Source organism: Rhizobium albus (assembly GCA_030160035.1).
In the GTDB taxonomy this organism is placed as follows: Bacteria; Pseudomonadota; Alphaproteobacteria; order Rhizobiales; family Rhizobiaceae; genus Georhizobium; species Georhizobium albus.
The window spans coordinates 1137583-1159157 of record BSNO01000001.1 but is presented as its reverse complement, the minus strand read 5'-3'; the positions used below and the strand labels follow the sequence as shown (position 1 = coordinate 1159157).

General features: G+C 61.7%; 18 protein-coding genes. 6 read left to right on the top strand and 12 right to left on the bottom strand.

Features of this window, described 5'->3' with window-relative positions; all coding sequences use genetic code 11:
- Positions 1 to 56: 56 nt before the first annotated feature.
- The gene (locus QQL76_RS05530; protein ID WP_499206723.1) at positions 57 to 2567 is read right to left on the bottom strand and encodes a GcvT family protein; all 2511 of its coding nucleotides are present in this window, start codon (positions 2565 to 2567) and stop codon (positions 57 to 59) included.
- Between the two features lie 454 nt (positions 2568 to 3021).
- Between QQL76_RS05530 and QQL76_RS05525 the strand changes: the two genes are divergently transcribed.
- The gene (locus tag QQL76_RS05525) at positions 3022 to 5658 is read left to right on the top strand and encodes a hypothetical protein (RefSeq protein WP_499206722.1); all 2637 of its coding nucleotides are present in this window, start codon (positions 3022 to 3024) and stop codon (positions 5656 to 5658) included.
- A 10-nt stretch (positions 5659 to 5668) separates the two neighbouring features.
- Here QQL76_RS05525 and QQL76_RS05520 read toward each other — a convergent pair whose 3' ends face one another.
- From QQL76_RS05520 to QQL76_RS05510, 3 genes are all read right to left on the bottom strand, one after another.
- The gene (locus QQL76_RS05520; protein ID WP_499206721.1) at positions 5669 to 6250 is read right to left on the bottom strand and encodes a DUF924 family protein; all 582 of its coding nucleotides are present in this window, start codon (positions 6248 to 6250) and stop codon (positions 5669 to 5671) included.
- Positions 6247 to 8238 carry an acetyl/propionyl/methylcrotonyl-CoA carboxylase subunit alpha gene (locus tag QQL76_RS05515; protein ID WP_499206720.1) on the bottom strand — a complete coding sequence of 664 codons (1992 nt, stop codon included), beginning with the start codon at positions 8236 to 8238 and terminating at the stop codon, positions 6247 to 6249. Before QQL76_RS05515 ends, QQL76_RS05520 begins: the two co-directional genes overlap by 4 nt.
- 961 nt (positions 8239 to 9199) lie before the next feature.
- Positions 9200 to 10807, bottom strand: a complete 1608-nt coding sequence (locus QQL76_RS05510) for a carboxyltransferase domain-containing protein (RefSeq protein WP_499206719.1) — start codon at positions 10805 to 10807, stop codon at positions 9200 to 9202.
- A gap of 68 nt (positions 10808 to 10875) precedes the next feature.
- Here QQL76_RS05510 and QQL76_RS05505 point away from each other — a divergent pair, with 68 nt between their 5' ends.
- Positions 10876 to 11139 (top strand): type II toxin-antitoxin system HicA family toxin, encoded by a 264-nt coding sequence (locus QQL76_RS05505; RefSeq protein WP_499206718.1) that lies wholly within the window; start codon positions 10876 to 10878, stop codon positions 11137 to 11139.
- Positions 11136 to 11495, top strand: a complete 360-nt coding sequence (locus tag QQL76_RS05500) for a type II toxin-antitoxin system HicB family antitoxin (RefSeq protein ID WP_499206717.1) — start codon at positions 11136 to 11138, stop codon at positions 11493 to 11495. The genes QQL76_RS05505 and QQL76_RS05500 overlap by 4 nt, the downstream gene beginning before the upstream one ends.
- A 2-nt stretch (positions 11496 to 11497) precedes the next feature.
- Here the strand turns inward: QQL76_RS05500 and QQL76_RS05495 are convergent, their stop codons facing one another.
- Both QQL76_RS05495 and QQL76_RS05490 read right to left on the bottom strand, forming a co-directional pair.
- Positions 11498 to 11815: a hypothetical protein gene (locus QQL76_RS05495; RefSeq protein WP_499206716.1), complete on the bottom strand. Its 318-nt coding sequence runs from the start codon at positions 11813 to 11815 to the stop codon at positions 11498 to 11500.
- A gap of 60 nt (positions 11816 to 11875) precedes the next feature.
- The gene (locus QQL76_RS05490; protein WP_499206715.1) at positions 11876 to 13039 is read right to left on the bottom strand and encodes an isovaleryl-CoA dehydrogenase; all 1164 of its coding nucleotides are present in this window, start codon (positions 13037 to 13039) and stop codon (positions 11876 to 11878) included.
- 270 nt (positions 13040 to 13309) lie between these two features.
- On the opposite strand from QQL76_RS05490, the gene QQL76_RS05485 reads away from it, so the two are divergent.
- Positions 13310 to 14497 carry a hypothetical protein gene (locus QQL76_RS05485; protein WP_499206714.1) on the top strand — a complete coding sequence of 396 codons (1188 nt, stop codon included), beginning with the start codon at positions 13310 to 13312 and terminating at the stop codon, positions 14495 to 14497.
- Between the two features lie 146 nt (positions 14498 to 14643).
- On the opposite strand, the gene QQL76_RS05480 is transcribed toward QQL76_RS05485, so the two are convergent.
- Positions 14644 to 15003, bottom strand: a complete 360-nt coding sequence (locus QQL76_RS05480) for a hypothetical protein (protein ID WP_499206713.1) — start codon at positions 15001 to 15003, stop codon at positions 14644 to 14646.
- Positions 15004 to 15312: 309 nt separating this feature from the next.
- Positions 15313 to 16077, bottom strand: a complete 765-nt coding sequence (locus tag QQL76_RS05475; protein WP_126009662.1) for an IclR family transcriptional regulator — start codon at positions 16075 to 16077, stop codon at positions 15313 to 15315.
- A 197-nt stretch (positions 16078 to 16274) separates the two neighbouring features.
- Between QQL76_RS05475 and QQL76_RS05470 the strand changes: the two genes are divergently transcribed.
- Positions 16275 to 16694: a TadE/TadG family type IV pilus assembly protein gene (locus QQL76_RS05470; protein ID WP_499206712.1), complete on the top strand. Its 420-nt coding sequence runs from the start codon at positions 16275 to 16277 to the stop codon at positions 16692 to 16694.
- Between the two features lies 1 nt (position 16695).
- Positions 16696 to 18429 carry a Tad domain-containing protein gene (locus tag QQL76_RS05465; RefSeq protein WP_499206711.1) on the top strand — a complete coding sequence of 578 codons (1734 nt, stop codon included), beginning with the start codon at positions 16696 to 16698 and terminating at the stop codon, positions 18427 to 18429.
- Positions 18430 to 18432: 3 nt separating this feature from the next.
- Here QQL76_RS05465 and QQL76_RS05460 read toward each other — a convergent pair whose 3' ends face one another.
- The 4 genes from QQL76_RS05460 to QQL76_RS05445 are packed head-to-tail and all read right to left on the bottom strand — an operon-like array spanning position 18433 to position 21525.
- Complete coding sequence (locus QQL76_RS05460) at positions 18433 to 19224, bottom strand: aldo/keto reductase (RefSeq protein ID WP_499206710.1); 792 nt, start codon at positions 19222 to 19224, stop codon at positions 18433 to 18435.
- On the bottom strand, positions 19215 to 20417 hold the full coding sequence (locus tag QQL76_RS05455; RefSeq protein WP_499206709.1) for an FAD-dependent oxidoreductase: 1203 nt from the start codon (positions 20415 to 20417) through the stop codon (positions 19215 to 19217). The genes QQL76_RS05460 and QQL76_RS05455 overlap by 10 nt, the downstream gene beginning before the upstream one ends.
- On the bottom strand, positions 20414 to 20965 hold the full coding sequence (gene gmhB / locus QQL76_RS05450) for an HAD family hydrolase (protein ID WP_499206708.1): 552 nt from the start codon (positions 20963 to 20965) through the stop codon (positions 20414 to 20416). The genes QQL76_RS05455 and gmhB overlap by 4 nt, the downstream gene beginning before the upstream one ends.
- Entirely contained in the window at positions 20962 to 21525 is a 564-nt protein-coding gene (locus QQL76_RS05445; protein ID WP_499206707.1) for a D-sedoheptulose-7-phosphate isomerase, read from the bottom strand. Before QQL76_RS05445 ends, gmhB begins: the two co-directional genes overlap by 4 nt.
- Positions 21526 to 21575: the final 50 nt, after the last annotated feature.

Sequence of the window (21575 nt, the reverse complement as noted above, 5' to 3'; positions counted from 1 at the left end):
ATGCCGGAAGCATGCCTGAAGGCGAGGTCACCGCAAAGGGTGCAACCCGCTTATCCTCAAGCCCGCAGTTTCACATTCTCGGCATCATAAGGGCTCTCGGCGATCACCCGCGCCTGATGAATCCGACCCAAGATCTTGATTTCAAGAGCGGTTCCCTCAGCCGCACAGTCGGGCCTGACCATGGCGAGCGCAATCGACTTTCCAATGCGGAAACCGAAGGCACCATGGGTTGCTCGGCCGACAAGCTCGCCGTCCCGGTAGATCGCTTCGTTGCCGCGCGCATCGGCATCGGTCACGCCATCCACCTCAAGCGTCACGAAGGTCCATTTGAGGCCGGCATCCTTCGCCTTCACCACGGCATCGCGGCCGATGAAATCGCCCTTCTCCGGCTTGATGAAGCGATCGAGCCCGGATTCGTAGGCATTGTACTCGATGGATAATTCCCGTGGGATCAGACGGTAAGACTTCTCCACCGCCATGGCGGTCATCGCGCGGATACCGAACGGCTTGATGCCGAATTCGGCGCCCGCTTCCATCAACCGGTCGAAGATGGCGATCTGCTGCTCGATCGGGTGATGCAGTTCCCAGCCGAGTTCACCGACGAAGTTGACGCGGAGCGCATGCGCCGTCGCCGGTCCGACATTGATCGCCTTACCGGACAACCAGGGGAAATCGGCATTGGCGAGGCTCGCGCGAGTCAGCTTCTGCAGCACGTCGCGCGAGCGCGGGCCGGCGAGAACCAGCACGCCCCATTGCGTCGTAATCGGCATCATCTGCACCGAGCCGTCAGTCGGCAGGAGCTTCATCAGGATGTCGTGGTCGTGCGCCTCATAGGCACCGGCCGACACGAGATAGAAGCCCTGTGGCTGGCGATAGACGGTGAATTCCGAGCGCACGCCACCGTGCTTCGTCAGCAGATGGCAAAGCGCGATGCGGCCGATCTTCTTCGGTACCGCATTGGCGAGGATGGCGTTCAGCCAGGCTTCGGCGCCCGGCCCGGAGATCCAGCACTTCGCGAAGGCCGACATGTCGAGGACGCCGACATTCTCGGCGACGTTTCTCACCTCGTTGCCGACATGCTCGAAATAGTTTGACCGGCGGAAGGACCAGCGCTCCACGATCCGTCCGTCTTCGAGCGGCGCAGCGTGATTGTGGTTGGTGAGGACATCGACGCCGACGCCGATCTCTTCGGCAGGCACCGCATAGCCGTCCGGCGCGAACCAGTTCGCCCGCTCCCAGCCATAGACGGAGCCGAAGACCCCGCCGAGGCTCTTCAGCCGGTCATAGACGGGCGTCGTCTTCAGCGGACGTGCGGCACCGCGCTCCTCGTCGGGATAGTGCATGGTGAAGACGTTGGCATAGGCTTCCTCGTTCTTTTCCTTGAGGTAGCCTTCGGTCGCATAGGGACCGAACCGGCGCGGGTCGACGCCCATCATGTCGATGGTCGGTTCGCCGTCGACGATCCATTCGGCGAGCTGCCAGCCGGCGCCGCCCGCTGCAGTGATGCCGAAGGAATGGCCCTCGTTCAGCCAGAAATTCTTGAGCCCCGGCGCCGGGCCGACAATGGGCGAACCGTCGGGCGTATAAGCGATTGCACCGTTATAGACCTTCTTGATCCCGACTTCGCCGAAGGCGGGAACGCGCGTGATCGCCGTCTCGATATGCGGCATCAGCCGGTCGAGGTCTTCCTGGAAGAGCTCGTATTCGCTGTCCGCACTCGGGCCGTCGACATAGCAGACCGGCGCGCCCTGCTCGTAAGGTCCAAGCAGCAGGCCGCCATTTTCCTCGCGCATGTACCAGGAACTGTCGCTCTCGCGCAGCACGCCCATTTCGGGCAAGCCCTGCTTGCGCCGCTCGACGATCACTGGGTGCGGCTCGGTCACGATGTACTGATGCTCGACGGGAATGACCGGCACGTTGAGGCCGACCATGGCACCGGTGTTGCGCGCGAAGTTCCCCGTCGCCGAAACGACATGATCGGCGACGATGTCGCCCTTGTCGGTGCGCACGAGCCAGGTGCCGTCCGGCTGGCTTTCGATCGCGGTGACCGTCGTGTTGCGATAGATCGTGGCGCCCCGGTCGCGGGCACCCTTGGCCAGCGCCTGCGTCAAGTCGGCGGGCTGGATGTAGCCGTCATCGGGATGCTGGATCGCGCCCAGGATGCCGTCGGTCTCGCAAAGCGGCCAGATCTCCTTGACCTCTTCGGGCGTCAGAATGTTGAGCGGCACGCCGATCGTCTCGGCGATGCCCGCATAATACATGAACTCGTCCCAGCGGTCCTTGGTGCGCGCAAGGCGGATGTTCGACACTTTGGAGAAGCCGACATTCATGCCGGTCTCCTCCTGAAGCTCCTGGTAGAACCTCACCGAGTATTTGTGAATCTGGCCGACCGAATAGCTCATGTTGAAGAGCGGTAGCAGGCCCGCCGCGTGCCAGGTCGAGCCGGATGTCAGCTCCTTGCGCTCGATGAGAACGCTGTCTGCCCAACCCTTCTTTGCGAGATGGTAGAGCGTCGACACCCCGACGACGCCGCCCCCGATGACCACCGCGCGCGCTCTGTCCTTCATTGATTCTGAACCCCGATATCCGAATTGTCGTCACGCCTGGAGGCGATGGATCGTGCATGCAAATGGGCCACACGTTTGGCCGACTATGCAAGGGCTCTGCGCCGCGCAACAGCCTGTTTGCGACACGCCCATCGATAGGCGCGACGGTCTTGCGACGAAGGTCCGTTGCCGGGCTTCCCGTTGCCGCCTTTAACTCTGAAGTGGCGGATGTGGGACCATTCGGAGAGGCATTATGCAACCGCGCACGTTCTTGGCGACGAAGGCTTGGGCTGATGTCGACTGCACTTTTGTGGCCGCAAGGCGGCTAGCCGGTTTGGTCGCAGCAATGATGAGCCTCTGCGCATTGCTCACGCCCGCGACCGCTCAGGCGCAAGCAGATGCGGGCCCAGCAACTCTTAACGGGCGTTGGAGCGGCACGTACACCTGCTTACAGGCCGAAAGCTCCACCTTCGAGTTGACCTTATCCACTGGCGACACCGGCCCGACGGGCCTCTTCACGTTCACCTTGCCCGACGGCCGAGAGGGCTCTTACGCGGTGCTTGGCAGACAGGCGGCCGATGGACGTTTCATGCTTCTCCCATCCGACTGGGTGGAACGACCGAGCGGCATCCAGGCGCTGACGCTCCAGGGCAGCATGCACGACAACGGCTTGGTGATCAGCGGCACAATGCCGGGATGCGGCGGAACCGAGAATTTCGTGGGACGGCGTCTCGACGAAAGCGGAGCGCAGACCCAAGCTTCGGTCGACTTCGATTTCGCGCCGGTGTCGGGTGGCGCGGCGGCCGGCACGTGGCGCGGCGAAATCGTGTGCGGTCCCAGGCAGCGCCCGGATACCGTGCCGCTTACCGCAACGATCTTGCAGGACGGCGAAGGTCTGGTCGCCAGACTTGCCTATGACGGCCCAGTCTTCCCGCCCTCCCCCGTGATCATGACAGGCAACGTCATCGGCACGACGATCGCCCTGCAGCAATTGATGAAGCTCGACAATTCGAACCGCAGCCTGAAGACCGTATCAGCGCGCCTTGATGCCGCAGGCCAGACGCTTGCGGGGACCGTGGGCCAGAACGGTGCGCGATGCCGTGACTTCCAACTCACGCGAACCGGCGATCCGCAGATGCCGGATGTTGGTGCGGCGCTTGCCGGCAATTGGGCGGGCGCGACGGACATTTCGCTGATGGACCGCTTGGAATCGAGCTACGTCCTCGTCCTCGCCCATGACGGCAAAGCTCTCCAGGGCGAACTGCGGCTGGGGCATCCGGCAAACCGCCCGGTCGCCGAGCAGGACAAGCTCGTCATTTCTCTTGCCCCGATCCACGCCGAGGGCGCTAAGATCGTCATGGCGCCGATCGGCGCGCGGCTCGCCGAGGGTATTCACCGCCCTCAGAATTCCCAAAGCGCGGTGCATCGCCACTGGCTGATCGTGATGCCGGAAACAGTCGGCGAGGAACTTGGCGTTCGTGTCGTGCAGGGAGGCCGTTTTTCGGAAGAGATCAATCGCGTTGCCGAATTAGGCGATCGACATGCGCGGTTTTTCCGGAGAGTGGATGCTGTACAATCCGCCATGACAAGCGGAGAAACGCCTCCGAAGCGGTTCGGACCGGGTATCGGCGGCGCCTTTGCAGCGGCCTCGTCAATGGAGCGCCAATGCCAAATGCTCGCCGATTGGGCCGCACCGTTCAATGGCGACGACCTGGACCGGCAGAGCGTCGAAAATGCGCTGAAAGCCATGCTGCCGATCTTCGAAGACAGCGTCTTCGAACCAGTTTTCGGCCTGCCCTATATGTTCATGACCGATCCGGTGGAACGCCGGGAGATCGGCTTCTTCCTGCAGCGCGATTGCCCGCGACGGTTCGGCATCGAGATCGCGAACGTCGCCTCCATTGCTCATGCCTTCACGCTGCAGAACGCTTATGCAGGCATCACCACGGCGATGATCGACCGTCGGGAGTCGGTCGCCTGGATCGACGCCACGGTCGAGGAATTGAGCGCCATGGGCGAAGATACGGCGGCAGAGACGCGTCTTGCTACAATTCGCTTTGACGCCGCAGATCGGCTGGACGACGTGACCGCCGAGGAAGCGACGCGCTTCGAGACCGCCTATGCGGCGCGCAGGGACCGTATCGAAATAGGCCTGTTGTTCGATCGCATCGCCCGCGCCGAAGCCATGACGGACGATGAAGCGACACTCGCGGAATTGGCCAAAATCGTCGAAGCCGTTGCGCAATCTCCAATGGAAAGTGACGAGCATCGATCGGCATTTGAGAGGATCGGCACAAAGGCTGCCCAGATCACCGCGCCCTTGATCGCCGCCATACGCAGCGAGGAGGCGGAATTGGGCACGAACCTGGCTGCGCTCTCGGCGTTGAACGGGCTGGAGCAACGCACGACCTTCCTGACCGATCTGCGTAACCGCGGGTTGCCGATCGCCGGTATCTCGGAACTGTCGATGGAGCTTTATCAGACGCGGAATAGCCTGCTGGACAGCATGGAGGTTGCCGGGGAATTCCAGGCCTATCTGACTACGATCGAGCCGGGCGACAATGCCCGCATGCGCGTGACCAACGCGGCCTATCTCTACCTGACGCCGGAAGAGCTGGCCGGCGGAGCGCCGTTTTACGCCCAGATACTGGAAACGACGATCTTCTCGCTGGAACAGGCATCGATGGAAATCGTCGACTCAAGCGGCCCAACGGCGGTTCATGCGGTCGGCTCCAGCAATTCGGGTGAACCGAGCGCCAGGGACATGGCGATGGCCATCCTTGCCCACTACCGGCAGGGAACAGCCAACTTCAATGGGATGGGAACCATGTTTCCCGACGATCCTTTCGGTCAGCCCAACCCGTTGAACATGATCGGTGAAGCAATGAATCAAGTGATAGGCGAAGTGAATCTGACGCTTGCCTATTTTGAGAAATTGGGCTGCGCGTCGGCAAGTGGAGCCGGCCAGGCGGGCTACAATTGCGATTACATTGCAGAGATCAGAACCGACAACGCGATGCTTGGTATGGTTCTGCCACAGGCGGGGATGCGCAATTCCGGGCGATTTACCGCCGCGCGCGGTGGCTGGATGTACCTGCCAGACCTCGAATAGACGCGTAGCTTCAAAAACCGGAGCCGGGCTTTTCCAGGTAACGTTGCTCCGCCGGCGTCGAAGTTCGACCGAGGATCTGGTTGCGGTGAGGAAACCGCCCGAACTCGACGATGACGTCGCGGTGCGCCTCGGCGTATTTCGTGTAGGTCTCGTCGCCGAGCGCGCTGATCAGGCTGACGGCACGGTTCTGGTCGGCAAAGTTTTCCGAGTGTTCGAACGGCATGTAGAAGAACACGCGGCGGTCATCCGCAACGGCCTTGTCGAGCCCGGCATCGACCGCCCAGCGCGCTTCCCGCAGCGCGAGGCCGTCCGTCGCAAAGGCAAGCGGCGTGTCGCGGTAGATATTGCGGGGAAACTGGTCGAAGACGATGATCAGCGCTAGCCGCGCATCTGCGTCGACACGCCAGCCATCAAGGATGCGCCGAGCAAGCGACAGATGCGTGGCAGCGAACTTCTCCCGAATGATCGCATCGGTGTCATCGCTTTTCTTGAACCAGTCTTCCGGCGTCAGCGTGTCGAACCAGAAATCGAGAACGTCGCCAGGCGTGGCAATCGCTTCGGCGCGGTCGGTGGTGGCGGTCGTGGCAGTCATGCCGGCTTCTCCTCTTCAGCCAACCGTAGAAGCACCGAGCCCTCACTCACCTGCGCGCCCTCACCTGCGAGGATTTCGGCAATCACACCGGCCCGGGGCGCCGCAAGCGTCATCTCCATCTTCATCGCTTCCATCACGACGAGGATCTCGCCCTTCTCGACCGACGCCTCGGCGCTCTTGAAAATCTGTTTCACCACGCCGGGCATGGGCGCGCGCAGAACGTCCTCACCCGCGCCTTCGTCCTCTCCAGCATGGAGTTCGTCGACGATCGTGAATTCGGCAACCGCATGATCTCGAATGATCGCAATACGGCCGCTTCCCTGAACCACACGAATGGTCACCGCATGCGCCCCGTCGACCAGCCTGAAGACGCCCTCGCCCGCTTCGATCAGTTGAAGGTCGACCGGCGGATCGTCCTCGTCGGCAACACTGTAGCGATCCTTGCCGAGTTGCGCGACGCGCAGGGACCGTTGCTCGCCACCTTGGGAAAGCACAACGTCCCGTTCGGGCGCGCCCCACAGAAGCCAGGGGCCCAGATCGTCGAAGGGATCGCCGCTCATTCGAGCCTGAATGCCGGAGGCCAGTATGGCAGCGGCAGCCCGCGCCATGGGCGATGCAGCCGGCGTTGTCGTCAGTTCCCCAAGCTCGCGATCGATCAGCCCGGTGTCCACCTCGCCTTCCGCGAAACCACTGTGGGCCGCAAGCGCATGGAGAAAATCGAGATTGGTGACGGTGCCGACGATTTCGGTCTGCACGAGCGCATGACGCAAATGCCCGAGCGCCTCGGCGCGATCAGCCCCATGCACGATCAGCTTGGCGATCATCGGGTCGTAGAAGGGCGTGATCGCATCGCCTGCGGCAACACCGCTGTCGACCCGCACCGACGCTTCCGGAAACTGCAGATGCGCGATGGTTCCGGTGGCCGGCATGAAGTTCCTGGCCGCATCCTCGGCGTAAAGGCGCGCCTCGAATGCCCAGCCGTCGATCGACAGCTCGTCCTGCCGCTTCGGCAGCGGCTCACCGGCCGCCACACGCAACTGCCATTCGACCAGATCGAGCCCGGTGATCATTTCGGTCACCGGATGCTCGACCTGAAGCCGCGTGTTCATTTCCATGAACCAGAAGCGGTCCGGACGTAGGCCCTCGGACGCATCGACGATGAACTCCACCGTGCCTGCGCCGACATAATCGATCGCCTGCGCGGCCTTCACCGCCGCTTCACCCATGGCCGCACGCATTTCGGTTGTCATGCCCGGCGCCGGTGCTTCCTCGATCACCTTCTGATGGCGCCGCTGCAGCGAGCAATCGCGCTCGAAAAGGTGCACGACATTGCCATGGCTGTCGCCGAAGACCTGGATTTCGATGTGGCGCGGCTTTGCCACATATTTCTCGACCAGCACGCGGTCGTCGCCGAAGGAGGCGCGCGCCTCGCGCTTTGCGGATGACAGCGCGTCGGCGAATTCGCTCTGGCGGTCGACCCGCCGCATGCCCTTGCCGCCGCCGCCCGCCCGCGCCTTGATCAGCACCGGAAAGCCGATCTCGTTCGCCTTGCCGGCGAGGATCACAAGTTCCTGCGCGTCGCCATGGTAACCGGGAACAACCGGCACCTTGGCTCGCTCCATCAGCTGCTTTGCGGCATCCTTGAGCCCCATGGCGCGGATCGCCTTGGCCGATGGCCCGATGAAGGTGAGACCCGCCGCTTCGACCGCTTCGACAAACTCGGCATTCTCCGACAGGAACCCATAGCCCGGATGAATAGCCTCAGCACCGCTTCTGAGCGCGGCGGCGACGATCGCATCGGCGCGCAGATAGCTCTCCGACGATGGCGCCGGGCCGATGCCCACTGCTTCGTCGGCAAGCTTGACATGCAGCGCATCGCGGTCTGCGTCGGAATGCACGACAACCGTTTTTATGCCGAGCCGGCGCGCGGTCTTGATGACCCGGCAGGCGATCTCACCACGATTGGCGATCAGGATTTTTTTGAACATGGCCATACCTCAGGGTGGCGCGTTTGGAGAAGAATGCCTGCCAACCCGCTATCGAGCAGACACTCTTGGCGTCAGGATACCGAGAAAGCTTGCGTCATAGCCTTCAACAAAGGCAACTCATGAAACCTGAGCTGCTTAAATTCTCCGTCAAAATAGTTACGTTCTACCACGGGCATTTGCCGCCTAAAGAAAATGTACTTTGATGAGTATATCTGCGTCGAAAAATTTATCACTCGAACCTCATCCGAATTTAACCGGATAGTCCTTATACCTTTTTTGTATAAACCTGAGGGAGATGAACAACACAGGCAGATGTAGGGAGTCAACGGAACTATCAGCTTTACCCGAGAATTTAGATTAGCATAAGCGTTGAAATTATTCAGAAACCCATCCCCAAACACAAACTCAGCGCCCTCCGAAAATAAAATGAACTTGAGGCCACAATGCAAAATTGACTCCATTACGCTTCCAAAACATGATCCTATATTGGAAGCAATTATTAAATGCCGATCATCTATAGGATCACTATATGCGCCAAAATGATCGACACTGTTGGATATGACTTTCCTAAACCTCGGGGAACGTACAACAAGGGACGCAAGGCATTCAGAAATTTCCCGTTCTAACCTCTCAGAGATATTTTCAAGATAAAAACGTTCTACAAATGGCCGTCCAATTACGTCGAATTCAGAGTTGAGTTGAATCAAGTGATCGACAACGTGAGGAAAATAGCTATCGGCAAAATTGAAGACGGGTTCGTAAGAGTGAGTCCAAGGCCCGCCCAAATCGACGTGGTGCGCGTTACCGATCGAACCAAATTTTTGGGGTTTCTGCCGAATTACTTCTAAGTCCGGTGTCATCCGGTTGGTCATTCCGTCGATGTCAGCCCAAAATTGTGACAGTGATTTGGGCCACCAGTGATGCTGTTCGCTTTTCAGCTTCACATTGATTGGTACTCTTCTCACATCCGGAACACGCCGAAGCGCGTGTCCTCGATGGGCGCGTTAAGCGTTGCCGAGAGTGAAAGCGCGAGCACGTCGCGCGACTTGGCAGGATCGACGATACCATCGTCCCAAAGCCGTGCAGAGGCATAGAGCGGGTGCCCCTGCGCCTCGAACTGTTCGATGATGGGGCGCTTGAACTCCGCCTCCTCGTCCGCTGGCCAGTCGCGACCCTGGCGCTCCAGCCCGTCCCGGCGGACCGTTGCGAGCACGCCCGCCGCCTGTTCCCCGCCCATCACGGAGATGCGGCTGTTCGGCCAGGTCCAGAGGAAGCGCGGTGAGTAGGCGCGGCCAGACATGCCGTAATTTCCCGCCCCGAAAGAGCCGCCGACAAGCATGGTGATCTTCGGCACCTTCGTCGTTGCGACTGCGGTGACGAGCTTCGCTCCATCCTTGGCGATGCCGCCCGTCTCATATTTCTGGCCGACCATGAAACCTGTGATGTTCTGCAGAAAGACCAGCGGAATGCCGCGGGCGGAGCAGAGTTCGACGAAATGCGCGCCCTTCAGCGCGCTTTCCGAAAAGAGCACGCCGTTGTTGGCGACGATGCCGACCGGAATGCCGTGGATGTGCGCAAAGCCGCAGACGAGCGTCGTGCCGTAGCGCGCCTTGAACTCGTCGAAACGAGAACCGTCGACGATGCGCGCGATCACTTCGCGGATGTCGTAGGGCGTGCGCAGCCCGACCGGCACGATGCCGTGAATTTCCTCGGGATCGTAGAGCGGCGGCTCCGGCTCTTGCAGCGCGACGGTTTGAGGTTTGCGGGCATTGAGATTGGCGACGGCACGGCGCGCGAGGGCAAGCGCATGCGCATCGTTTTCGGCCAGATGGTCCGCGACGCCCGAGAGCCGCGTGTGAACATCCCCGCCGCCCAGATCCTCCGCCGACACGATCTCACCGGTTGCGGCCTTCACCAGCGGTGGCCCAGCGAGGAAGATCGTGCCCTGATTGCGCACGATGATGCTTTCGTCCGACATTGCGGGTACATAAGCGCCGCCCGCCGTACAGGAGCCCATGACGACGGCGATCTGGGCGATGCCCTTCGCAGACATGTTCGCCTGATTGAAGAAGATGCGGCCGAAATGGTCCCGGTCGGGGAACACCTCGTCCTGGTTCGGGAGATTGGCCCCACCAGAATCGACGAGGTAGACGCATGGAAGTCCGTTCTGCTCGGCGATCTCCTGTGCCCGCAGATGCTTCTTCACGGTCATCGGGAAGTAGGTGCCGCCCTTTACCGTTGCGTCGTTGCAGACCACCATGACCTCGCGGCCTTCGACGCGCCCGATACCCGCTATCACGCCAGCCGACGCGATGTCGCCTCCATACATGTCGTGCGCGGCGAACCGACCGATTTCCAGGAAGGGAGAGGATGGATCGAGTAGCCGAGCGATGCGCTCGCGCGGCAGAAGCTTGCCGCGCGCCGTGTGGCGCTCGCGCGCAGCCAGCGGCCCGCCCTCGCCGATCCGCTCGGCAATCTCCGCCGTCTCGGCCAGGAGCTCTGCCATGCGCGCCCGGTTATCGCGGAAAGCCTCCGAGGCGGTCGACAACTTCGATTGAATGACGCTCATTGAAATATTCCAAGTGATATCATATATTGGTATCGAGGATTGACGTTGATTGGGGATATCGGCTTCCGATGAAGGGGATGAACGCCAAGCATCGGAGGACACTGGAAAAGCTATTTGCACAACCACCCAGCGCGACGATCCGATGGCGCGAAATTGAGTCTATGCTTCTAGCCCTAGGCGCAGACATGACGGAAGGTCGCGGATCACGGCTCCGCTTTACTCTCAACGAGCGCACGATCTTCGTCCACCGTCCACACCCAGCGCCCGACGCGAAGCCGTACGTCGTGCGCAACATCCGCGAATTCTTGAAGGACGCAGGGATACAGCCATGAAACCTTATAAGGGTTATGTCGGAACAATCGAGTTCGACGAGGAAGGTCTCGTCTTCCACGGACGCCTTGTCGGCATTAGGGATATTGTCACCTTCGAAGCAGAAACGGCACAAGGGCTTGTGCAGGCGTTTCGTGACAGTGTCGACGACTACCTCGAATTTTGCAATCAGAAGAGCAAGGAGCCGCAGAAGCCGTTTTCCGGTCATGTGTCCCTCAGAATGGACCCGGAGCTGCATCGCAGGGCTGTCGAAGCCGCCGCAACTCAGGCTAAGTCTCTGAACCAATGGATTGCCGACGCGATTGCGGATGCGACCAGAAATGGAACCGGCGAGGGTCAGACACGGGTCGCGCACTGACATTACCATTCACTGGTCGGCAACAGCGCCTCCGCTTCGTCCCTCAAGCTCTCCGCCCGCCGCTCTGCGATCAACTGGTCGGTTACGGACCCACCGCCCCAGTCACCCTGCGCTATCATCCGGCGCACTTTGCGTATCGCAGCCTTCGGCGAGATCACCCGTAATTCTCCATCGACGATTTCGGCCAGCAACGGGCCGGCGCCGTCCGCCATCATGGCTGCCCGCATCTCAGCGGGAAGCTGGATGTTCCCTGCCTCGTCGACCGATAGACGCAAACGACCAAGATCCCGCTGCTCGGCAAGATCATCCGTGTCAGACATCGATCCCTCTCCAGCAAATGCGACACTCGAGAAACGTTGTAACCGCTCCGATTGCGAATATCACGCCGTCTCCGCAAACATCTCCCGGCCGATCAGCATGCGGCGGATTTCGCTTGTTCCTGCGCCGATCTCGTAGAGCTTGGCATCGCGCAGCAGCCGGCCGGTGGGATAGTCGTTGATGTAGCCGTTGCCGCCGAGCGCCTGAATTGCCTCAAGCGCCACCTGCGTTGCCTTTTCAGCCGCGTAGAGGATGCAGCCGGCGGCGTCCTTTCGGGTCGTCTCGCCGCGATCGCATGAGGCGGCGACAGCATAGACATAGGCACGGCATGCATTGGTGATGGTGTACATGTCCGCGAGCTTGCCCTGCATCAGCTGAAACTCACCGATCGCCGTGCCGAACTGCTTGCGCTCGTGGCTGTAGGGAACGACCACGTCGAGCGCCGCCGCCATGATGCCGAGGGGGCCACCGGCAAGCACCATACGTTCATAGTCGAGGCCCGACATCAGGATCCGGACGCCCTGCCCCTCTTCCCCGAGCACGTTCTCGAACGGCACTTCGCAGTTTTCGAAAACGAGTTCGCAGGTGTTGGAGCCGCGCATGCCGAGCTTGTCGAGCTTCTGCGCGGTGGAAAAGCCGCTCATCGTCTTCTCGATCAGGAACGCCGTGATGCCGCGTGGGCCGGCGGCAGGATCGGTCTTGGCGTAGACGACGAGCGTATCGGCATCGGGACCATTGGTGATCCACATCTTGTTGCCGTTGAGCACATAGCGGTCGTTCTTCTTCTCTGCCCTGAGCTTCATCGAGACGACATCCGAGCCCGCACCCGGCTCAGACATCGCGAGCGCGCCGACATGCTCGCCCGAGCAGAGCTTCGGCAGATAGGCTTCCTTCTGCGCAGTGGTGCCCCAGCGGTTGATCTGGTTGACGCAGAGATTGGAATGCGCGCCGTAGCTCAAGCCTACCGAGGCAGAGGCCCGCGAAATCTCCTCCATCGCGATCACATGGGCGAGATAGCTCATGCCCGTACCGCCGAAATCCGGATCGGCCGTCATGCCTAGGAGGCCGAGCGCCCCCATCTCCTGCCAGAGATAAGCCGGAAACTCGTTCTTGCGGTCTGTTTCGTCCGCGACCGGCGCGATTCGGTCGCGCGCAAATCGTCTCACCGTCTCGCGAAGCTGGTCGATCTCCTCGCCGAGACCGAAATTCATGCCGCTGTCGAACATGGCCGCATCCTCCCTGATGCGATGAAGGAGTACCCGGCGATCGCCGATGCGGCAATGCGTGATGCCAAAACGCTCCGGTGCATCGCATTGCTGAACGGCTTCTTCGATGCGGAATTCTCCTCTTCGCCGCTTAATCCCGTTTTGGGACGCCGGGTCCGATCATCCCCCTGCAGAAATGGTTCTGCGTCACCTGCTTGCAGGCGGCAACTCCGAAGTCTCCCGTCGCATCAAAGCGGCGGGAGACGAGCCAAACGATGGAATTCTGGATCGATGCGCCTGCACCTGACGGCACTGCTGATGGCAACAGTGGCGGGCGGTGGCGGCCTGGCAACGGCGCAGGAACAGACCGTCGTCCACGAAGATGCGGTGACCGGCGCCAAGAGCACCGCGACGATCCTCCAGGAAATGATCGTCACCAACAATGCCTTGGATGGTCCTTTTGCAGTGACCGACACGATCTTCCACCTGCGCGGCGCGCTTGCCCATGAGCGGGACACAGCGATCGGCAAACTCGACCTCGGCATCACGCTCGAGACATTCGAGCATCGAGACGTTGAATTCGAGACCGATCGCAGCGCCAATCTCACAGCCGCATTGACCCGCGAGATCGGCGAACGTTTCGTGCTGAAGACGTCGCTTGGCTATCTGGCGGAGAGCACCGGAGACGACCTCGATCTCGGTTCGGTGATCATCGGAACGCGCACGTTCGGCCAGACATTCGCGGGCGAGATCGACCTGCGCGGCCAGCTTACACCGCGCACCGCGATGGCCCTCGTGCTTTCCGGCAGCCACGAGGATGTTTCCGATGCGAAGCTCGACGCAGGGCTCGGCACATTGAGGCTTTCGCCGGACGTGAACCGCGCACGTGCCGGCTTGATTGTCACCCATGCCTTGCCCACCATGGTGTTGCGGCTCACCGGGCGGTTCGACGTCGTCGACATACCTGAAGACGACCCCTTCGCGGTCGGCTCACGCGCTGTCACGCTGACGACCGGAGCCACTCTTCCGGATGTTCTGGGCTTTGCCGTCGATGGCGAAGCTGGCTTCACCCATGTCTCCGACGCGTTCGGCTTCACGGATCGCATCTATCCAGTTTACGCACTCACAGTCGAACGGCAGCTTTACGGAATATCGGCAAGCTTCAGCCTCAAGGGCTCGATCGACACCGTCGACACGGACGATCCGCTGGGTTCCCACGTGCATCGCGCAGAACTGGAACTGTCGCGACCGTTGATCGAGCGATTGACCGGCAGCATCGGCATCTTCGGCGAGTTGCGCGACAATCTGGCGATCGGCAACGAGGAAGAGGCGTCGGGCATCTACGTCGCTGTTGCCTTCGACCCCACCTCCCGCATCTCGTTTCTCATGCGGGTCGATGTCAGTGAGATCAATCGGACGGTTTTCGACATCCACGAGAACACGGTATCGGGCACATTCGGCCTGCGCGTCAGCCTTTGAGCTGTGGAAACGGCAAGGTCCGGACGCGAAGCTTGTCTCGCTTCGCGTCCGGCTTTCTTCAGTGGGTAACGTGTCCCCGTCGAAATCTATCGATGCCGCTGTCCGGCCCGGCGATGGAGACGCATTGCCCGCTCAGGCGATAGGGCCTAACGGCCCAGAAGCCGCTTGACCGGGCCGTTCTGCGAGCCCTTCTGCAGGATCCCGTTGTCACCGCCGAGGATATTGACGCCGGACAGGATGCCGTTGCCGTTGAGCAGACCGTTGCCGTTCAGGATCGAGTTGCGGCTGAGGTCGTTGCCGCTCGCGATCGCTGCACCATTGAGGATGCCGCCGTTCAGCACACCGCCGACATCGACGCTGGGCGAGACGTTCAGCAGCTGCTTGTTGGACGAGGTGTAGCTCTGGCTGCCATAGCCGCCGCCCTTGCCCCAGCCGCCGGCATGGGCAGCCGTGGCAGTGGTGGCAGCCAGTAGCGATACGACGACGAGCTTGATTGCACTGTTCATGGATACTCTCCTCACTCAGGGTTGAATTACTTGCAGACAACAACTCTTGATGTGAGAACGCCACGATGATGCAGATCTGGCAACCGGCAACAGCAGAACAGCGCGCATAACGGAATATTAAGCATAATCTTCGTGCTTAATATTCTGCATTCAGCAAAGAGAAACTCCGAGTTCACGCATGAATACAAGCAATTCGATTAAATTTTGAATTATCTGGCAAAAGAAAGCGGCGCAGCGGTCAGGCTGCGCCGAAGGTGGCCGTGGGGCGGGGAATATCGGCTGAGGATCGAGACGTGGCGCAGTTCGCGTTCAGCGCGCTGCGGCGTATCGGGCGGCACGCATGTGCAGCTTCAATGCCGAAGCTTCGTTGGCGGCGGAAAGCAGCGAACCGACGGTCAGATCGGCGATGCCGCCCGTCTCGGTCGGGCGGCAATAGACCGTAATCGCGGCACAGGCCTCGCCGCGCGCATCGAGAACGGGGGCAGCGATCGTCGCAGTCATGCTGCCTGGCGCTGGCGGAAGAGCCGCATAGCCACGGGTGCGGACCCCCATTGCGATCGCATTCGCGTCGATCGCGCTCCCGGTCTGCACCATGGCCGTTTCGCGGGCGACCAGATCGCGTGTCGCGTGCATCGGCAGGAAGGCCATGAAGACCTGTCCCGCGGCCGAGGCTGTCAGTGGTTGTGTCGCGCCGAGGCGAACCGGGGAGACCAGACGGGTAACGGGTTGCTCCGCCCAGATGCAGATTGGCCCGGCAGGCCCCATCACATCGATGCTCACGGCCACATCGAGCCGCTCGGCCAACGCCCGCACCGTGTCGCAGGCGCGCACGACAGGATCGGTGTTCTCGAGTGCTTCAAGCCCAAGCGCGATCGCCGTGGCGCCCAGCCCATAAAGCCGCGTACGCGGATCCTGCACGATCATTCCCTCTTGGATGAGACTTCGCAGATAGCGATGCGCCTTGCTCGGCGGCAGTTTCGATTGATACGCGATCTCCTTCAGCGTCAACGCCGCTCGTCTGCCCACGAAGGCTTGAAGAATCGAGAATGTGACGCCCACCGACTTGATCACCATGACATGCCCCTCAAATTGTGCCGCGCTCGCAGTACAACCATTAACTGCATTTCCGGTTAATGCAACCTTAGCGGATGCTGATCTGCCAATTCAACGATTTGCAACGCATGGCTTCATGCGCAACAATGTACAATCTTCGGTAGAAGAATCGTATCCTGCAACTGGCATCCTGGGCCTATTCAATGGATGGGATCGTCATGCTTCACGAAGGACTGTTCTTGCGATGCCGAAAGGGTGGTGCCGCGATCGAATTCGCTATCGTCGCGCCGCTGTTTATCCTGACGCTCCTGACGCTGGTGGCCTACGCCATCTATCTCAACACCGCCCATGCCGTGCAGCAGATCGCAGCGGATTCGGCCCGCATTGCCGTTGCCGGCTTGAACGAGGAGGAAAGGCTGCACCTTGCGCGCAGCTACGTATCCTCCGCTGCGATCTCCTACCCGTTCATCGATGCAGCGATGATGGACGTGGATGTCGGGGATGACCCGGAACCGGGCCAGTTCACCGTGCGCCTTTCCTATGATTCCGCCGGCCTGCCGATCTGGAACCTCTTCACCTTCACCATGCCCGAGACGCGGATAGAACGGTACGCGACGATCCGGATCGGAGGCATCTGAGATGGCTGCAGGGAGAACGTTTCTAGCGCGTTTAGCAGCGAACCAGCGCGGCAACGTGGCGATGATCGCGGCAGGTGCCCTGCCGCTCGTTGCCGGATCGCTGGCTCTCGCCGTTGATTACGGCAAACTCACGCTGGAGCGGCGCACGCTGCAGCAGCATGCCGACCTCGCGGCGATCATCGCCGCATCCAACGCGGCAGATCGTATGGGCGCCGTGAGTCATTATCTCGCTTCCAACAATCTCGACTACGTCATCGCCATCGAAAACGGCTTCGTCGACATCGAAGGGAAGCATCTGGCGACCGTGCCCGACGATCGGCTCGGTATCCTGCGGATAGAGCCGGGCGTGTATCAACCCTCATCCGAACTGGAGGTCGATGCACGCTTTCGTGCAGTGGCTGCCACGGCGACATCCAACGCCGCACGCGTGGAGATAAGCCGCCCCGGCACCTTGCATTTTGCGGCGCTCTTTTCCGAGCCGCCGCGGCTGAGCGCAGTGGGCACAGCACATGCCTCCGCACAGGCTGCGTTCTCCATCGGGTCACGGCTCGCCAGCCTCAACGATGGCATCGCGAACCAGGTGCTGGGCGCCATGCTCGGGTCGCGCATCGACCTTAAGCTGATGGATTATAACGCGCTTGCCAGCGCCGACATCTCTCTTCTCGCCTTCATGGATGCCCTTGCGACCAATCTCTCACTGGATGCGGTCACTTACGACGAGCTTTTGAATCGTTCTGTCAGCATCGGTCGCATGGCGACGGTCCTTTCCTCGCTCGAAGGTCTGTCGCCACAGGCATCTGCCGCACTGCGGTCCCTGGTGACGGCGCTCGGCATCAAGGAGACACCAATCGCGCTTTCGGCGTTTCTGGATGCAGGACCGGTGGGCCGCGCAGCTGTCGGCGCAGCGCAAGGCCTGGCCGTGAAGGCCAATGCCCTCGACTTCCTGTCCGCCATGGCCTCCATCGCCGGCGCAGGCCGCCAGATCGCACTCCATCTCGACCAGACGCTGCCGGGGCTTGCCTCCGTTTCGCTGAAGCTCGCGGTCGGCCAGCCACCGGCAGGCAGCGCCTGGATCGCCATCGGCGAGCGGGGCGCAACGGTCCGAACCGCGCAGACGCGCCTTGCGCTCGATGTGAAGGTGCTCGGCACGGGCGCCATATCGGCCTTGCATGTGCCGCTTTATCTGGAAGTTGCCTATGGCGAGGCGACGCTGTCGGCTGTCGATTGTGGTGCCACCCGCTTGCCTCGCAGCGTCACCCTCGACGCACGCCCTGGCGTCCTCGAAGCGGCAATCGGCAAGGCCACCGCCTCATCCTTCACGGATTTCAGCCGCGACCCGACGATTGCCAAGGCCGGTCTCGTCGATCTGCTGCTGCTCAAGGTGAAGGCGGTCGCCCATCTCGAAGTCGCCAATATCGACACGACGGCGCTTCGCTTCTCCGGCGAAGATATCGCCAAGGGTGTGACGAGGACAATCAATACGCGCGATCTCACCCGCTCACTGACACTGTCCCTCTTGGAGCGGCTGCAATTGGAGGTCGATATCCTCGGCCTGGGTCTCGGTCTCGGCAGCGTTCAAGCCGTCACGAAGCTCGTCACATCCCTGCTCGAAGGGGTGAGCGCGCCGCTCGATCAGGTTCTGCATTCCACGCTGCGGTCCGTTGGTGTTTCGGTCGGCGAAGCGGATGTCCGCGTGACGGGCGCCGAATGCAATCGCGCCGTGCTCGTTCAATAAGGTCTACGCGTTGAGTGCGCGGCTGGCGGCTTCCACATTCTGGGCAAGGTGGTGCGGGTCGATCGTCCCGACGACCAGAGACGACACGCCGGGATGACCAAGGATCATCCGGAAGCTTTCGGCAACCGGATCGTCGCTTTGCGAAACGGCATGGCCGGAGGCGAGCGGCTTCTTGATAAGAACACCTTTGCCGCTGGCCGCCGCCACGTCGATGACCGGCAATTCGTCCTGATAGGCGAGATTGTGCGTGACCATCACGCAGTCGCTTGCCGCAAGCGCACGCAGCCCGCCCTCAATGGTTTTCGTCGACATGCCCGTCGCGCGGATCTTGCCCTGAGCCTTCAGGCGTTCCAGCGTATCCAGCGCGCCGAACCGGTCGATCACATCGAGATCGTCGCCGTTGGAGTGAATGAGCACGATGTCGAGCCGGTCCGTTCCAAGCCGCTTCAGGCTCCGCTCGACGCTCAGCGTGATGTGTTCGCGCGAAAAGACATAGTGGCTTTGCCCGGTGGCGGCGTCGAATTCCTCGCCGGCCTTGGAGCAGATCAGCCATTTGTCGCGCTGGTCTTTGAGCAGCGCACCGAGCCGCTCTTCAGACGTGCCGTAGGCCGGCGCCGTATCGATGAGGTTGATGCCGAGATCGGCGGCGAGCGCCAGAAGCGACGCCGCCTCCGCATCGCTCGGCAACTGGAACGGCTTTGGCAGTTTCAGCCCCGCCGTGCGGCCGAACTTGACTGTGCCGAGCGCGATTGGGCTGACGCGCAGCCCCGTGGTGCCGAAATCTCTCAAGTCCATTGGATCGTCTCTTCCCAGGGCAAGCGCGCCACCTCGGGACGCGGCAGATCGGCAAGGCGGGACCAATCGACCGAGGTTTGCGCACCCTCGCCTAACCGCCCATGAAGTCTGCCGAGCGCCAGTCGCGCGAGTTCCGGCGCCAGCGCCAGCTTGGTTGGCCATGCGACGAGGCAATTGCCGACCTCTTCGACAAACGCGCCATCCGGACGCGCACCGCCTGGCTGCAACGGTTCGGCGCGATCGATGCGCAGCGTTGCCCATTTGGCTCGGAACGGCCGAAGCTGCGGCAGGAGCCGGTCGATCGTCTCGCGGGCCGCAGCGATCTGCTCGTCTTCCGTTTTCTCGACGCCCGTTTCGGCGAGCCCGCCGCCGAGATACCAGACGACGCGGCCGTCGCTCGACGGATGGCTCGTCACGGTAAGAAGCGGGCTGCTGGACATTCCGATGCAGTGGCCGAAAAGCGGATGATCGATCGTGTGTCGTGCCACCACCATATGCAGCGGCCGCCGCTGCAATTGCGGACGCACGATGTTGAGGCGCGCCGCAAGGGCCTCGTGGCCAGCACCGGATGTCAGGATAAGAGCACGCGGCTTGAGAACGAGCCCATCCTCAAGGCTGATGCTGCTGACATTGCCGGCTTCGTCAAAGGCGTATGACATCGTCTCGGCGGCAGCGCGGATGATGCGATCCTTGAGCGGTGCCGCCAGGGTTTCGACCAGCGACGGCATGTCGAGCACGAACTCGTTGAGACGATAGACCGACCCACTCGCACCCGGCAGCTGGAAGATAGAGGGTTTGTCTTGGTCGTCGACGCGGTCGACGCGGGAGCGCATGGCCTTGCTCGCGAAGAACGACGTCACCTGCGATGTCAGCGATCCGGCAGACCAGAGATAGGTGGCATCTGAAAGCTCCCGCACGCCTTTGAGATCGAGTTCGCCTCGACCTTTCAGGCAATCGCGCCAGAGGTCCGGCATGCGGCCGATCGCATCGGCAGCCGGCGTCATCGCGCCGCTCAGTGCGTATTTCGTGCCGCCATGCATAATGCCCTGTGCGTAGCGGGTCTGGCCGCCACCAAGCGCGGTCTTCTCGATCAACAGCGCGTTGAAGCCGTCTTGCGTCGCCCGGTTGAGCAGCCAGAGGCCGGCGACGCCGCCGCCGATGATGATCAGATCGAGTTCCATCGGTTCGCTCATGCGCCGCTCTCCGCGATGACGTGTTCGGCGAAACGGGCCAAATCGTCGAAAATCAGCGTGTTTTCCGGGAGGCTCGACCGATCCTTTTCCGTTTTCACGCCCTTGCCGGTTCGCACAAGCACCGGCCGAAAGTCGCGCGAAATGCCTGCCTGCAGGTCGCGCAGGCTGTCGCCGACGAGCCAGCGCTCATCGATGTTATGCGCGCCGAGCCGGTCCAGTATCTCATCGATCATCCCCGGCAGCGGCTTGCGGCAGGCGCAGCCGTCGCTTGGCCCATGCGGGCAAAAGGCGATGTGTGCGATCGCGCCGCCCGCCTCTGTCACCGCCTCCTCCATGCGCCGATGGATGGCCTGAAGCGTCTCGAGCGAAAGATAGCCCCGCGCGATGCCGGACTGGTTCGTGGCAACCGCGATGGTGTAGCCGGCCTGTGCCAACCTGGCGATTGCATCGATGCTGCCTTCGATCGGCCGCCACTCGTCGACGGACCGGATGAAGGCATCCGAATCGTAGTTGATGACGCCGTCGCGATCGAGGATGACGAGCTTCATGACGTGGCAAACCGCCGGTCCATGTCTTCGCAGATCCAATGCCCGATGAAGAGATGCGCCTCCTGCACGCGCGCCGTCTCACTCTCCGGCACGGCGAGAAGATGATCGGCAGTGTCAGCCAGCTTGCCGCCGCCCCTGCCCGTCCACGCCCATCCCGCAGCACCAACGGACCTGGCCGCAGCGAGACCGGCGATGATGTTTGCGCTGTTGCCCGATGTGGAGATGCCGATCACCGTGTCGGCGGGGCCGCACAGCGCTTCCACCTGACGGGCAAACACCGTTTCGAAGGCGTAGTCGTTGCTGTGCGCCGTCAGGATCGAGGTGTCGACCGTCAGCGCGAGAGCCGGCAGCGGCCGTCGCTCAGCCCGGTAGCGCACGACGAACTCCGCGGCCAGATGCTGGCTGTCGGCAGCACTTCCGCCATTGCCGAAGAACACGACCTTGCCGCCCGCGCGGATCGAGCGCTCGATATGGTCGGCCAGAGCCACGACCTGGGCCTCCAGCGCGCCCAATTCCGCAAACAGGCGCCGATGCCGTTCCAGCGCGTCGAGAAATGACATGAATGGCTCCCGATGGTGCCGCCTTTTGGGCGCGCGAGACAGTTAACTGC